Source organism: Sporosarcina sp. SAFN-015 (genome assembly GCF_059415085.1).
The window spans coordinates 106,475-121,503 of record NZ_JBPFDR010000009.1 but is presented as its reverse complement, the minus strand read 5'-3'; the positions used below and the strand labels follow the sequence as shown (position 1 = coordinate 121,503).

Here is a 15,029-nt window from a genome sequence, read left to right as displayed (position 1 = left end):
TATCAAAAGGGAGTCCCGGTTGCGGGACTCCCTTTCTACTTAATCATCGTCTTCATCATCGTCTGCAGGAGGTTTATTACCTCCACCGTTGTTACCATTGCCGTTATTTCCATTACCGTTATTACCGTTATTACCGTTGTTGCCGTTAGTTCCACCGTTGTTCTCGTTTCCATTAGTGCCGTCACCATCTTCATCGCCATCGCCTTCATTTCCTGGCGGTGGCGGCGGTGAATTCTCATCATCTGGCGTTTCTGTTTGTGGCGGTTCCGGGTTGTCGACAATTACGATATTGGAGCCTCCGGATAACAGTCCAGTAATATCTACTGCTCTGACGAAATAATCTCCAGGTCCGACAGGAATTGAATTGGCAGCACCATCAACAATCGTTGCTATCCTTTCATTGTTCCGGTACACATAATAACCGATGACATCATTGGAAGGGGAGTCCGACCATACTAATGTTGATCCGTTTAGAGATGCGCTGACGCCGGCTGGTGCTGCATCGTCAGCTGGGAAAGTTGCTCCCGATACGACGCTAGAAGCGAATACTGACATAGATGGGAACAGCTTCGAAGCATCTCCCCCCCAAGGTCCGAGCATCCGGTCGATGAACGCCTGATTAACTCCTGTTCCTCCTGAAACGATAAATTCAGCAGGTGTTGAAGGAAGCGCCATGTAACGGCTGCCTTTCACGGATACATAGGAAGCGTTGATAATGCTGTCATCCGGTTCTGTAGGCAACATCACTTTGGAATTGAACAGATCAGATCTGACCAATCCGGCTGACGTACAGGCGGCTGATGGGGCCAATCCTGAAATTCCACAAAAAGCTTTCGAAACGACTCCTTCTGGTTGTTTGAAGGTGCTGCCTGCTCCGACGATATCGGGTTTTATTTCATTCGCTTTATTCATCAATCTGCCGAATAGCATTGTCGTCCGGGTTGTCGGATGCATTGCTCCGGATTTTCGAGTGTACAATTTACGTTTTTGATCTTTATAGCCAAACCAAAGGCCCATCGAGACATTCGGATTGTACCCGACAAGCCAAGCGTCACCGTATCCGTTCGTCGTCCCGGTTTTTGCAGCTAAATCGGTTTTGAAGTTCATGAAACCAGGCAATTGCTGTCCTGTTCCACCAGGTTTTATTACATCTCTGAGCATATCTGTTACGATGTACGATGTTTCAGGGCTGAACACGTCCACAGGTTCAATCTCGTGTTCATACACGACATTTCCAGACATGTCTTCGATTCGTTCAATGATGTAAGACTGAATGAATTTGCCGCCATTCGCGAAAGTGGCGAATGCGTTTGTATTCTCTTCAACGCTGACTCCTACATCCATTCCACCATATGAAACGGATAGATGGACGTAATCTCCCTCCGTGAGTTTGGTGAAGTTCATCTTTTCAAGAAACTCTGCAGGTCGGCGATCCACAATTTCCTTGTAAAGCCTTGCTGTCGGTAAGTTGAGGGATTCAGCTAACGCCTGCCTAGCTGGGATAATTCCGTTTTCTACGTTAGCATTATAGTTCGTTGGTGCCCAAATTTTTCCGTTGTCTGGCACTTCGAATTTCACGTCGACGACAGGGCTTCCTGCGCCAATCACCCCATATTCAATTGCCGGAGCATAGACGAGAAGCGGTTTCATGGAAGAGCCGTTTTGCCTGAAAGCCATTGTCGCATGATTAGTGTTTTCAAGATTATGGTCACGTCCTCCGACAAAGGAGAGGATTCGGCCAGTCTTGTTTTCAATCATAATGGCTCCGACTTGTACAGGGTCATCTTTCATAATGACTTCGCCTGTGCTTATATCCTTTTCCTCACGTGTGTAAGTGAATCCATAGTTCTCATATTCTTCTGCCACTTTATTCATTCCGTCGTACAGATCTTTATCTACTGTCGAATATATACGATACCCTCCCGTGCGCATGTCGCGCTCCGCTAAGATACGGTATTTCTCTGCGAGTTTTTTCTCTTCTCCTAGACGATCTGCATCAATACCATCTTTCTCAGCGAGAATCCCGGCTAAAATGTCCTTTGTGCGTTCCTGGATTTCTTGGGTCAAGTATGGATATCTCTCGGTTGCGCGTTCCGTCTTTTCTCGAAAGTCTTTAGTAATATCGTAAGCGATCGCTTCTTCATATTGCTTTTCGGTAATATAGCCGGTTTCCTTCATACGGAAAAGGACCGTTTTCATCCTGTCGATTCCGGGTTTAATATTTTCTTCCTTCTTCAAACCGCCGCCATAATAGTTGCTCAAGAAAGGGGTATATGCAAACGGTGCTTGCGGAATTCCAGCGATATAAGCCGCTTGGGGAAGGTTAAGTTCTTTTGCCTTCACGCCAAAAATACCTTCTGCTGCGGTTTCAATTCCTGCAATATTTTGCCCCATGGCATTTCTTCCATATGGAATGATATTTAAATAGGCTTCTAGAATCTCATCTTTATCCATGAAGTGTTCAAGTCGCATGGCGAGAAGGATTTCTTTCGCTTTCCGCTCATATGAAACTTCATTCGTGAGAATCTGATTTTTGATCAGCTGTTGGGTGAGGGTCGAGCCACCCGTCTGGCTGGATGAATTCGTTACGTCTTGAAATAGACCGCGGAAAATCGCTTTCGGGACAATTCCATTATGAGTTTTAAAATACTCGTCTTCCGTCGCGAGGACGGCATCAATGACGAAAGGAGAAACATCTTTCAATGTCGTTTCTTTCCGTTCGATATCTGCACTAACTTTTCCTAAATATATGTCGTTGGCAAAGTAGATTTCTGAAGTCTCTTCGTAATTGAAGATATCTCCTCGCATTTCAGTTTTCGAACGGAGCGGTTCTTTCGCGACTAATGATGCGAAATATCCTGCACCGACGGAGGCTGCAAAAACACCTATCGTCAGACCGAAGACGAGGAAGAGAAGAAAGAGATTCCATATGACTCCAGATGTGATACGGACTCCCTTTGCCCATCTCTTTTTCTTCAATGATTCAAACTTTTCTTCTATAAGATCTATCCTGTTTTTACGTTTTTCGCTCAAGTTTTCATCCCCCCTAAAATCCTTCCTATTATAGCACATTTCGTGGAAATCAATAGAAAATGTTTGACAAAACGATATTTTAGACTACAATAAGGTTTAAATCATTTTTCACATGGTGAGAAAGCCGGAGTAGGAACGGTCGATCCGTATAGAGAGGCAGCGGTTGGTGGAAGCTGTCCGGTAGCACGTTCACGAATTACAGCTTTGGAGTGTGACGCGTACGCGGCGATAATGCGTCTTAAAGCGGAGAATTTATATGTTCTCAAGCCGGGTGGTACCGCGTTATTTGACTATGTGTCTAACGTCCCTGCATGATTCGATTGAATCGTGTAGGGGCTTTTTCAATTTATAGGAGGGATTTTGATGAAAAGCGCATTGCTGGAAGACTTGAGATGGAGAGGCCTGCTGTATCAGCAAACTGATGAGGAAGGCCTTGAAAAGGTATTAAATGAGGAAAAGATTTCATTATATTGCGGCGTCGACCCGACGGCGGACAGCTTGCATATCGGTCATATTGTTCCTTTTCTAACGCTTCGCCGTTTTCAGCAACACGGCCACCGTCCAATCGTTCTGGTGGGTGGAGCAACCGGCATGATTGGGGATCCTTCCTTCAAGGCGGATGAGCGGCAGCTTCTGTCAGATGAGCAAATTACAAAAAACGTGGCGGGCATCCGCGGGCAATTGAAACACATCTTTGATTTCGAAAGTGAAAACGGTGCTATCTTAGTTAACAATAAAGACTGGTTTGGGGAAATGTCTGCCATCAGCTTCCTTCGAGACTTCGGAAAGCTGTTAAGCGTCAACTATATGCTCGCAAAAGAGAATGTTGCATCCCGTCTGGAAACGGGCATCTCCTTCACGGAATTTACGTATATGCTCATCCAAGGTGCTGACTTCAATCATTTGTATGACAATTACGGCTGCCGTGTACAAATCGGAGGATCTGACCAATGGGGCAATATTACGACAGGTCTTGAAATTATCCGGAAAACGCATGAGGAAGAGACGAAAGCGTTCGGTATTACAATTCCTCTCGTCACCAAAGCGGATGGCACGAAATTCGGTAAAACAGCTGGTGGATCCGTTTGGCTGGATGCAGCAAAAACATCCCCTTATGAGTTCTACCAATTTTGGATCAACACAGCCGACGCTGATGTTATCAAGTACTTGAAAATTTTTACGTTCATGGACCGTGAAGCGATAGAGGCGCTAGAAGTTTCCGTACAGGAAGAACCACATTTACGCAAAGCGCAGCAAGCACTTGCTGAAGAAATGATGCGTCTCATCCACGGTGAGGAAGCACTCGACCAAGCAATCCGCATTTCGAAAGCGTTATTTAGCGGAGACTTGAAAGCATTGACTGTTGAGGAAATGAAAGACGCATTTAAAGATGTGCCGACGGCCGAATTGGATAAGGCGAATAAGAATATCGTCGATTTCATCGTTGAAGCTGGCGTGTCTTCTTCTAAACGCCAAGCACGTGAAGATGTGACTAACGGTGCGATTTCGTTGAACGGAGAAAAGGTAACGGACCTCGCATATGAAGTTACTGCGGCGGATCGTCTAGATGACGCGTTCACAATCGTTCGTAGAGGGAAGAAAAATTATAAAATGGTGAGATTCATCTAATGCAAAAAGGCCATCCTTTACTTCAAAGGATGGCCTTTTTTTATAGGTGGAAAGTCAGAGTCGGTGGTAAACAATCTAAAGTCTGTCGCAAATTGCTGAGTCGGTGATAAACTTTCTAGAGTCGGTGATAAAATGCATCGAGTCGGTGATAACATCTCGAGAGTCGGTGATAAACCATTACGAATCGGTGATAACACGTCTCCCGGGAGTATTTATGCTTTCATCTTTGCTGGTGTCTTCTTCCGTGGTGCGGGCTTTTTCTTTTTCGTCTTATCGAGTGAAGCTTGCAATGCCGCCATTAAATCGGTCGTATTCGAAGGAGAAATCGCTTTTTTCTCTGTTTTAGCCACAGTCGTATTGCCTGCTTTTTTCTCTTCGATCAATTCCATAAGAGCTGTTCGATACTCGTCCGTATATTTATCGGGATCGAATGCAGTCGTCAGTTGATCGACTAGCAAAAGTGCGGTATCAAGCTCTTTTTTCACGACAGTATCTTCATCTGGAATGTTCGGCACATCTCCAACATTTCGCACTTCATCAGGGAAATGGATTGTTTCCATTAACAAAGCGTCTTTATAAACCCGGACGACCGCCAATTGCTCCTTCGAGCGGATGATAATTTTTGCCACACCGATTTTGCCGGATTCCTTCAAAGCTTTCCGCAATAGCGCATACGCCTTTCCGCCGTTCGCATCAGGAGCCATAAAATAACTCCTTTCAAAATAAATGGGGTCAATTTCTTCCAATTTCACGAAATCAATGATCTCTACAGCTTTATCTTCATTTTCCTTCTTCAGCTTTTCGAGATCTTCGTCATCGAGGACGACGAACTTGTTTTTCGTATACTCATACGCTTTCACGATCTCTTCGCTCTTCACTTCTTTATCACAAATCGGACATACTTTTTGATAGCTGATTGGAGAATGGCATTCCTTGTGAAGCTGGCGCAATTTTATATCGTTATTTTCAGTAGCCGCATGAAGCTTGATCGGAATATTGACAAGCCCGAAACTGATGCTGCCTTTCCAAATCGTATGCAATGAAATCACCTGCTTTTATTTTTAGTATGGAAAGCTGGCGCATTCCTATGTATACGAAATACGTTCCGTCAAACAATAGGGAAAATACATAAAAACTTGGAGCGATTAGATGAAACCGATGCTTATGATGGATGCAGATAAAGTGCCAGTAGGGAAAGATTGGCTTTACGAGGCGAAATATGATGGATTCAGAGCAATTCTTCAATGGGATAAAAAAGGAATACAGCTGTTCAGCAGAAACGAAAAATTACTGAACGATATGTTTCCAGAAATTATTGAGGAATGTCGCCGCATCGAACATTTGATAAAGCCATATCTCCCCATTGCATTTGACGGTGAATTGGTTTGCTTGCAAGACGATTTCAGAAGTGAATTTTCCATCGTGCAAACAAGAGGACGTATGCGAAAGAAAGATGTGATTGAACAGCACTCAACAACTTTCCCTTGCCAATATATCGTATTCGATCTGTTGATCATTAAAGGAAAGAATTTAACCGAAGCTGAGCTTGAAAAGAGAAAGGCACAGCTGAAGAAATGTTTCGAACAACTGGGGTTGCCCATTAAAGTTCAATATCGTCACGAAAGTTTAATTCAATTGGTAGAGATGTTTACAGATGAAAAAGACTTGTGGAATCAAATTTCACTATATAACGGGGAAGGGGTAATTGCAAAGCGGAAGAAAAGTATTTGGAGCAATGAAAAACGGACGAATCAATGGCTAAAAGTGAAAAACTGGAGATTGGTTACAGTCATTATAACGAAATATGAGCAAGTCAATGGGTTCTTTACAGGCGCTGTCTATAAGGATAAGCAGTTAATTGAAATTGTGACGTTCAAGCACGGTTTGTCAGAAGAAGAAATGAAGACGCTTAGCGAATTGTTTCTTATAAATGGTAAAAAAACTGGAGATTCTATCTATGAAATCTTGCCATCCATTTGTGCAAATTTAAAATGTATTAGCTTTGACGGAAAACATTTGCGCGAACCTCGTTTCCATTCCTTTCAATTTGATATGAATACTGAAGAATGCCAATGGCGCCATATGCTGCGACAGTTGAATCCGATTCCTGACCACGTCCAAATTACACATCCTGACAAACCGGTTTGGCCGAAAGTAGGCTTGGAGAAGGATGACTACTTGCTTTATTTGCAAATGGCTGCGCCTTATATGATCCCATTTCTAGAAGAACGACATCTAACCTTAATCCGTTTTCCGCATGGTGTTCCAGGAGAGAAGTTTTATCAGAAAAGCGTTCCAGATTATGCTCCCGAATTTGTAAAAACATCAAGAGATGAGGATATTGACTATATCGTATGTAATGACATTACGACATTGCTATGGCTAGGGAACCAGCTTGCACTTGAATACCACATTCCTTTCCAAACGATTGACACGAATATGCCGACGGAGATCGTTTTCGATTTGGATCCACCATCAGTAGATGAATTTTCACTATCCGTAGAAGCCGCACTACGGATGAAAGCGATATTCGATCAGTTCCAACTAAAATCATTCGTTAAAACATCAGGTGGAAAGGGGCTGCAAGTATATATCCCGCTTCCAATCAACAAATTCACCTATGATGATACCCGCATCTTCACCAAATTCATCGCCGACTTCCTCTGCGACCAGGAACCGCAATGGTTCACGACCGAACGCCTAAAAAAGAACAGGGGAAACAAACTTTACTTGGACTACGTACAGCATCACGAAGGTAAAACCATTGTTGCTCCTTATTCGCCTAGAGGAAACGAGCTTGCCACGGTCGCTACCCCGTTGAATTGGGATGAAGTAGGGACTTCTTTGAGTCCGGATCTATTTACAATCCACAGCGTAATCGAACGGATGAAAACGATTGGAGATCCATTTCTCGAATTTAGAAAAGTAGGGGATGCGCAACCGTTTGCCGTTGTTCTTGAACAGTTGATAGAGTTGTTAAAGGAAAAATAGCCCCCTTGTTTTAAATTGTTTACAAATAGCAGAATTTTATGATAATGTTTACTCTATGTACTACCAATCATATAGTTTGGTAGGTACATATTGGATTAGCGGAAAAGGGGGATTATCATGGAAGTACCTTTGATTTTAACTCAGTTTTTAGATCATGCAGTTAAGCTCTATGGGGATAAAAAAGCGATTATTTGTGATGAAAGGGTATTTACTTATCGTGAAATGAATGAACGTGTCAATCAGTTGTCAGGTGGTCTTCGGAAGTTAGGTGTGAAAAAAGGCGACCGGGTAGCGTTCTTGGCACCAAATACTGTAGAGATGCTGGAGGGTTTTTATGGTGTTTTCCAGTTAGGGGCTGTCATGGTGCCATTGAATATTCGTTTAAAACCTGAGGATTATCTATATATATTGAATCATAGTGGATCGAAGGTTTTGTTTGTAGATCAGGACTTATACAATTTAATTTTGCCTATTAAAGAAAAGCTTGAAACCGTTGAAGAGATTATTGTTCATTATCATGACGGCTCATGTGCTGAAGTGAATTATGATGAATTTTTACAGGCGTATTCAAAAGATACTTTCGAGCGTGAAGCTCTTGAAGAAACTGATGTCTGCAGCTTGCTATACACGAGTGGAACAACCGGTAATCCTAAAGGTGTGATGTTGACACATCGTAACAACTATCTTCATGCGTTAACATGTATGCATCATTTACGGGTGACGGATGAAGATGTTCTTGCACATGTGTTGCCGATGTTTCATGTTAACGGCTGGGGCTCTCCGTTCTATTACACAGCAAACGGAGCAACTCAAGTCTGTTTAAGAAAAGTCACTCCAAAAAGCATTTTTGATGCAGTTGAGAAACATGGGGTTACCGTCATGCATATGGCTCCGACGGTGTTGAATTCATTGTTGCAGCATTACGAAGAGCATCCGCAAGAAATGAAGCAAAATACTCGTGTATTTATTGCAGGATCGGCACCTCCGACAGCATTCGTCAATAGAGTTGAAGATGAGCTAGGCTGGGAGTTTATTCAAGTATACGGTATGACGGAATCCAGTCCGTTAAGCACCATTTCTAGAATCCGAACTCACTTCAAAGAATTTTCAGGAGATGAACAGTCTCGTTTGAAAGCTAAAGCCGGAACCCAAATGATTGGTACAGATGTAAAAGTCGTAAATGACTTTGGAGAAGAAGTGGCCTGGGACGGAAAAGAAATTGGCGAACTTATTGTCCGTGGAAATGGCGTCATGAAAGGTTATTGGAAAAATGAAGAAGCAACAATGGAAGCCATCCGGGATGGCTGGCTCTATACAGGGGACATGGCCGTAGTGGATGAGTATGGAACCGTTGGGATCGTCGACCGGAAAAAAGATGTAATCATCTCTGGTGGAGAAAATATTTCTTCGATTGAAGTCGAAGGTGTTTTATATGATCACCCGGCTATCCTGGAAGCAGCGGTGATAGCAGTTTCCCACGAAAAATGGGGTGAAACACCTCACGCTTACGTGGTTTTACGGTCAGGGCAAGGCGCGACAGAAGAGGACTTGATACAATTCACAAGGGATAAGCTTGCCCATTTTAAAGCGATTACGGGAGTCACTTTTGTAGACGAACTGCCGAAAAATGCTTCTGGTAAGATATTAAAAGTTCAGTTGCGTAATGCCTACTGGGAGTCTGTCGGAAAAGCAGAGAGATTTGTTAACTAATAAAAAGTGATTAGAACTAACCCTTGTAACGTTGATTTAACAACATTTCAAGGGTTTTATTGTGCATTGCATCATAAGATTACGGCGTAAACAATTTCCATACACCTTCGGATACAACATCGATCGCTCCGTCGATCACTTTGATGGCGGTTTGATCGTCAATTGCATACGCCGGCCCCTGTATCCCGGCGGCCCATTTCTCCGCATTAGCCGTTGTGTTATACGGCAGCATCTCGTGATCCAGATGCGGGAACATTGCAAAATCGACTAGCCCCAGCGTTTCATCGCTACCGTTGGGTGGGGTCCAGCCAATGAAGAATTCCCCAATGTTAGGTGCCATTACCATACTTCCTGCACTCATTCCCACATAAACTGCTTGCAGCGACGGCAAGAGGTCCGCCAGCCCGGATTGCCGCATCCAGTGGTTCAGGTAGAGGGCGTCACCACCAGAAACCAGCAGGACATCCGTCTCTCGGACCAGTGGAACCCAGCGATCTTCGTCGATGCTTGGAAGCGCTGTAAGCTCCAGCACGCCGACGGACTTCCAGCCCAGTCCAACCATGGAATCGGATTTCCCGCTGATGAACTCCCAAGTTTTGACGCCGGGACCTACCCAAGGGAGGCCGTACATCGCAGTGGGGATACAGAGTGCGCTAGACTCGGAGATCGGCTTGCCCAGCATATCCACCAATGCATCATGAATGCTTTTGTTATTGATACCTGCAGATGTCAGTAGAAATTTCATAAACTCAACTCCTTTTTTTTGCATGGTCTACTTTTTTCGGACTTTTTAATTGCTTTCGTATCCAGTTGCATGCTGTATCTTAATGTAAGCACCATTGTGTAGCGAGAGTCAATAGTAAAAAATCAAATAGATATTATCTTGCGAAAAAATGAAAAAACCCTTGAAACGTTGATTAAACAACATTTCAAGGGTTTTATTAGCATTATAATGCTTTATGCTACTATTAACGAGAGTAGAACTCAACGATAAGAGCTTCGTTAATTTCAGCAGCAAGTTCGCTACGCTCTGGAAGACGTACAAATGTACCGACTTTAGTGTCAGCGTTGAATGAAACGTACTCAGGAACATAGTTGTTCACTTCAAGCGCTTCGTTTACAACATCAAGGTTTTGAGATTTTTCACGAAGAGAGATCTCTTGACCAGGTTTTACGCTGTAAGATGGGATGTCAACGCGTTTACCGTCAACAAGGATGTGACCGTGGTTGACGAGTTGGCGTGCTGCACGACGAGTGCGTGCAAGACCCATGCGGTATACTAGGTTATCAAGGCGAGTTTCAAGAAGAATCATGAAGTTCTCACCGTGTTTACCAGGCATTTTACCAGCTTTGTTGAAAACAGTTTTAAATTGACGTTCGTTCACACCGAACATGAAACGAAGTTTTTGTTTTTCTTGTAATTGCAATCCGTATTCGGAAAGTTTTTTACGTTGAGTAGGACCGTGTTGTCCTGGTGCATAAGGGCGTTTTTCAATTTCTTTTCCAGTACCGCTTAGCGAAATGCCAAGACGACGGGAAAGTTTCCAAGATGGACCTGTATAACGAGCCATGAAAGACTCCTCCTCTGTTTTGGTTTTATTTTGTTGTAAAATAAGAACCAGATGTATTCAATCCGTGTGCCATTCTATAATCTTGCATCCTCGCCTCAGCAGCCTCAAGGTTACGCGATGCACCTTACTGAAAGGAATAGACTGGACAACATGGATCATACAACTGCTGCAACTATTTTACACAAGGAACATCATAACAATTATTCGCATATGAGTCAAGCTCTTTTCATGACGATTCAAATTTCAGAGAAAGAAACGATTGAAAAACTATAAATAATAGGTTGTTTGTATTAGAATGTAAATATAGGTATTAATTACGAGGGTCGTAAAATGAGGGTGATGGCAAATGAACGATCATAAAATGACATTATATGAAGTGAAAAGCGCTGTTTTTGATTTATTATCAAATTTGAATGATGAACAACCTCTTGAAGACAATCTTGCGAAGTTCAAGGAGATGTTCATGAATCAGTTTGATATCATGGATGCTGAAATACTTCTTTACGAGAATAATAGGTTCGTACCGCTCAATAATAGTGACGCCGCACAGAAAAATAGTTCGTCGGGTCATGAAGCATATACAAAAGACCATCCGATTTTCAATGTCTCATTTATGTCGCATGCCTCTGGCAGGGAGTATGAATTCGCTGACGACTCACTCATCATAAGAGATATTCATCTTGCTCCTCTAGGCGCGCTGTTATTTAAGGCAAGTGAGAAATGGCACGCATTCGCCTTGACGGACCATTTGAAGGATTTGAAGAGAGTGTTTGGCACGTTCATTAGCCAAGCTGTCAAAATGCATGAACTCTCAGTAAAGGAAAAGACATATCGTCATCTATTTGAAGTGGCAGAGCTTTTCAACTCAACAATGGAAAGTGATGTCATCCTTGAAGGGCTTCTGGAGGCCGTTACCGAATCATATCCAGCTTATGATGTAAGTCTGCTTCTATCGAATGAACAAAAAGGAAAAACGAATGAATATCGTTTGTTTGACTATGCGAATGAAAGGGCATCCGCAATCGATGCATTTCTGTCAGGCGATCTAACAATTGAAAATGCATCGGATATTTCAAGTGTTCTAATGAATGCTCCAATTCGTGGAAGGCAAGGGATCTACGGCGTATTACAGATTACCGCCCCAGGAGATACAGAATTTACAGTGACGCATAAGAGCTTTATTAGATCGATAGCGAATGCTGCCGGTAGCGCACTGGAAAATGCTAGCCTTTACGACCAATCCCATCGACTTGTGGATGATCTGCGTTTAGTAAATGAAGCATCAAGGAAGTTGAACAGCAATTTGGAGCTTGATGAAATGATTGCCTTTCTTAAAGATCAATTTCTTCATGCATTCCGCCCGAACGAAATTGCATTCGTATTTTATGATGAGAAATGTGACTATTCCATTTCCCGATCGAGTACGTCCTTTTTCACCAATGATGCAGGAAAGACATTTATCGAAACTGTTTCACTCCGCTTGCGTGGCGGGGAAGAAGCTATTTTTGACGTGAATACGAAAATTTGCACGGAAGATGTCGAGAATTTCAAATCAATTGTCGCCCTCCCTATTAGGAACGGCGGTGAAATGATTGGATTCATCGTTCTTATGCATCAAAAAGAGTACTTCTTCTCATTTGACAGTTTCAAATTAATGCGTTCGCTTATTGGTCATTCTTCATTGGCCATTTCAAATATTATGCTGCGTGATCAGTTGCAGGAGCTAGTGAATAAAGATCACTTAACTAAACTATTTACCCGTTCCTATTTAGATGAAATTGTAACTTCTTCGATGGATAATGAAGAGTCAGGCATATTCCTGTTAATGGATGTGGACAATTTCAAATTGGTAAACGACTCTTACGGCCACACGACAGGAGATTTAGTATTGCAGCAAATTGCTTCCTTTATCCTGACGAAAGTGGGAGAGAGAGGGATTGCAAGCAGATGGGGCGGTGAGGAAATTGCAATTTTCGTCCCATCCGCGACCATCGAGGAAGGCGTCGATTTGGCTAGACAACTCGGGGAAGGAATACCTGCAGCAACAGATCCTCAAGTGACCGTGTCAATTGGATTGGCAGGTTGGTCTCCAGAGGACGGAAAGTCTTATAAGGAGCTTTTCCAATCGACGGACCAAGCATTATATCACGCAAAAAATTATGGTAAGAACCGTTTTGTTCTGCACGGAGCGGCTTCGGCGATAAATTGTCGCTGAAGTTGCTCTTTTTCTTTTTCGGTAGAGAGGGTAAAATGAAGATAGGGAATGTAAGTGCTTACAAAAAACGAAGGGCGGAATGGAAAATGAATAAAAAGAAACAGACACTCCATAAAGATACTCTTGTCATCCATGAAGGCTATGATGATTCGAAGCATCATGGCAGTTTGGCGGTACCACTCTATCAAACTTCGACTTATTCATTTGAAAATGCAATTCAAGGGGAAAAACGCTTCGCGGGTGAAGAGGCGGGGAATATTTACTCAAGACTCGGCAGTCCGACTGTCAGCGTTCTTGAAGAAAGAATAGCTGCATTAGAAAATGGAGCAGCTGCACTAGCTTTCGGTTCCGGTATGGCGGCAGTCAGCTCTATCCTCGTTCACTTGACGAAGGCGGGAGATCATATTATCTGCTCTAGGGGCATCTATGGCTGTACATTCGGCTTTCTTAGAATCTTGCAAGAGAAATATAATATTACTCATAATTTGATCAGTATGACGAATGAGGAAGAGATTGAAAAGGCAATCACGCCTGAAACCGTGTGTATCTACGTAGAAACACCGATCAATCCGACAATGGAATTGGTTGACTTGCAAATGGTGTGCAATGTAGCACGGAAGCATGGATTGGTTGTCGTTGTCGATAATACATTCACATCACCATATTTGCAAAATCCAATCGACTATGGAGCGGATTATGTCTTGCATAGCGCAACGAAATATATTAATGGACACGGTGACGTCATCGCTGGATTGCTCGTCGGGAAAGATGCAGATGAAATGCAGAAACTTAAGATGAGTGTTCAAAAAGATTACGGGGCCATCATGTCTCCATTTGACGCATGGTTACTTATCCGAGGACTAAAGACACTGCCTGTCCGGATGGAAAGGCATACAGCAAATGCTGAAAAAATCCTCGACTATCTAAAGGGCCAGCCGCTCGTCGAAGACATCTATTATCCGTTTGATGCAGGCAACCCGCAGTTTGAAATTGCCAAACGTCAAATGAAAGCTGGCGGTGGTCTTATTTCATTTACGGTGAAAGGCGGCAAGGAGAGCGCCCAATCGTTCATTGACAGCCTTTCATTGATCAAAATCGCTGTCAGTCTTGGTGATGCCGAGACACTTATCCAACATCCTGCGACGATGACGCATTCAGGCGTGCCGGAAGCGGACCGTTTGCAAATGGGGATTACAGATTCATTGCTTCGTCTATCTGTCGGTCTAGAGTATGCGGACGATCTCATCGCCGACTTGGACTCCGCTTTCATCACATTAGGACAAAAACATTCGACACATGCATGAAAAAATGCCCGACGTACTTACTCATATGTCGGGCATTTTTTCATGCATTTATATATGCTTAACAAGTACGCTCACAAATTGCTCAAGTCCTTTTTGATCGTCTTCATTAAAACGCTCATATTCCGGACTATCGATATCAAGTACGCCGATCACTTCTCCGTCTTTCATCAACGGAACGACAATCTCAGAACGGGATGCGGCATCACAAGCGATATGTCCTGGGAATTTGTTAACGTCCGGAACTAAAATGGTTTCTTTGTTTTGAGCGGCAGTCCCGCAAACGCCTCTTCCAAGAGGAATCCGGATGCACGCAGGCAAACCTTGGAATGGCCCGAGTACAAGCTCGTCCTCGCTGTCCATTAGATAAAAGCCAGCCCAATTGATGCGGTCAAAAAATTGGTTGAGCAAAGCTGATGCATTGCTTAAATTTGCATAACGGTTGCTCTCTCCGGAAAGTAACGCATCAAGTTGTTTTGCCAGTTGTTCATACTTTTCCTTTGGAACGTCCGAATAAGTAGTTGTCGTAAACAAAAAAAGCACCCCCTAAATATATTCCTTTTCAGTATACGACCCTCG

10 protein-coding genes are annotated in these 15,029 nt (G+C 43.2%); 5 read left to right on the top strand and 5 right to left on the bottom strand.

The window, feature by feature from the left end:
• Nucleotides 1-39: 39 nt before the first annotated feature.
• Nucleotides 40-3,033 (bottom strand): transglycosylase domain-containing protein, encoded by a 2,994-nt coding sequence (locus tag ACR65H_RS15375; protein ID WP_440501420.1) that lies wholly within the window; start codon nucleotides 3,031-3,033, stop codon nucleotides 40-42.
• A 363-nt stretch (nucleotides 3,034-3,396) separates the two neighbouring features.
• Between ACR65H_RS15375 and tyrS the strand changes: the two genes are divergently transcribed.
• Nucleotides 3,397-4,662: a tyrosine--tRNA ligase gene (gene tyrS, locus ACR65H_RS15370; protein WP_440501418.1), complete on the top strand. Its 1,266-nt coding sequence runs from the start codon at nucleotides 3,397-3,399 to the stop codon at nucleotides 4,660-4,662.
• A gap of 212 nt (nucleotides 4,663-4,874) precedes the next feature.
• Here the strand turns inward: tyrS and ku are convergent, their stop codons facing one another.
• Entirely contained in the window at nucleotides 4,875-5,702 is an 828-nt protein-coding gene (gene ku / locus ACR65H_RS15365) for a non-homologous end joining protein Ku (RefSeq protein ID WP_440501417.1), read from the bottom strand.
• Between the two features lie 109 nt (nucleotides 5,703-5,811).
• Here ku and ACR65H_RS15360 point away from each other — a divergent pair, with 109 nt between their 5' ends.
• Together ACR65H_RS15360 and ACR65H_RS15355 are read left to right on the top strand one after the other, a co-directional pair.
• Complete coding sequence (locus ACR65H_RS15360) at nucleotides 5,812-7,653, top strand: DNA ligase D (RefSeq protein WP_440501415.1); 1,842 nt, start codon at nucleotides 5,812-5,814, stop codon at nucleotides 7,651-7,653.
• A gap of 117 nt (nucleotides 7,654-7,770) precedes the next feature.
• On the top strand, nucleotides 7,771-9,363 hold the full coding sequence (locus ACR65H_RS15355) for a long-chain-fatty-acid--CoA ligase (RefSeq protein ID WP_440501414.1): 1,593 nt from the start codon (nucleotides 7,771-7,773) through the stop codon (nucleotides 9,361-9,363).
• 79 nt (nucleotides 9,364-9,442) lie between these two features.
• Here ACR65H_RS15355 and ACR65H_RS15350 read toward each other — a convergent pair whose 3' ends face one another.
• Both ACR65H_RS15350 and rpsD read right to left on the bottom strand, forming a co-directional pair.
• Nucleotides 9,443-10,108: a Type 1 glutamine amidotransferase-like domain-containing protein gene (locus ACR65H_RS15350; protein WP_440501412.1), complete on the bottom strand. Its 666-nt coding sequence runs from the start codon at nucleotides 10,106-10,108 to the stop codon at nucleotides 9,443-9,445.
• A gap of 223 nt (nucleotides 10,109-10,331) precedes the next feature.
• Nucleotides 10,332-10,934, bottom strand: a complete 603-nt coding sequence (rpsD, locus tag ACR65H_RS15345) for a 30S ribosomal protein S4 (RefSeq protein WP_381446233.1) — start codon at nucleotides 10,932-10,934, stop codon at nucleotides 10,332-10,334.
• Nucleotides 10,935-11,280: 346 nt separating this feature from the next.
• Here rpsD and ACR65H_RS15340 point away from each other — a divergent pair, with 346 nt between their 5' ends.
• Both ACR65H_RS15340 and megL read left to right on the top strand, forming a co-directional pair.
• On the top strand, nucleotides 11,281-13,149 hold the full coding sequence (locus ACR65H_RS15340) for a sensor domain-containing diguanylate cyclase (protein WP_440501410.1): 1,869 nt from the start codon (nucleotides 11,281-11,283) through the stop codon (nucleotides 13,147-13,149).
• An 86-nt stretch (nucleotides 13,150-13,235) separates the two neighbouring features.
• Nucleotides 13,236-14,453, top strand: a complete 1,218-nt coding sequence (megL, locus tag ACR65H_RS15335; protein ID WP_440501408.1) for a methionine gamma-lyase — start codon at nucleotides 13,236-13,238, stop codon at nucleotides 14,451-14,453.
• Between the two features lie 48 nt (nucleotides 14,454-14,501).
• Here megL and ACR65H_RS15330 read toward each other — a convergent pair whose 3' ends face one another.
• Entirely contained in the window at nucleotides 14,502-14,984 is a 483-nt protein-coding gene (locus ACR65H_RS15330; protein WP_440501406.1) for a GAF domain-containing protein, read from the bottom strand.
• Between the last annotated feature and the right edge of the window lie 45 nt (nucleotides 14,985-15,029).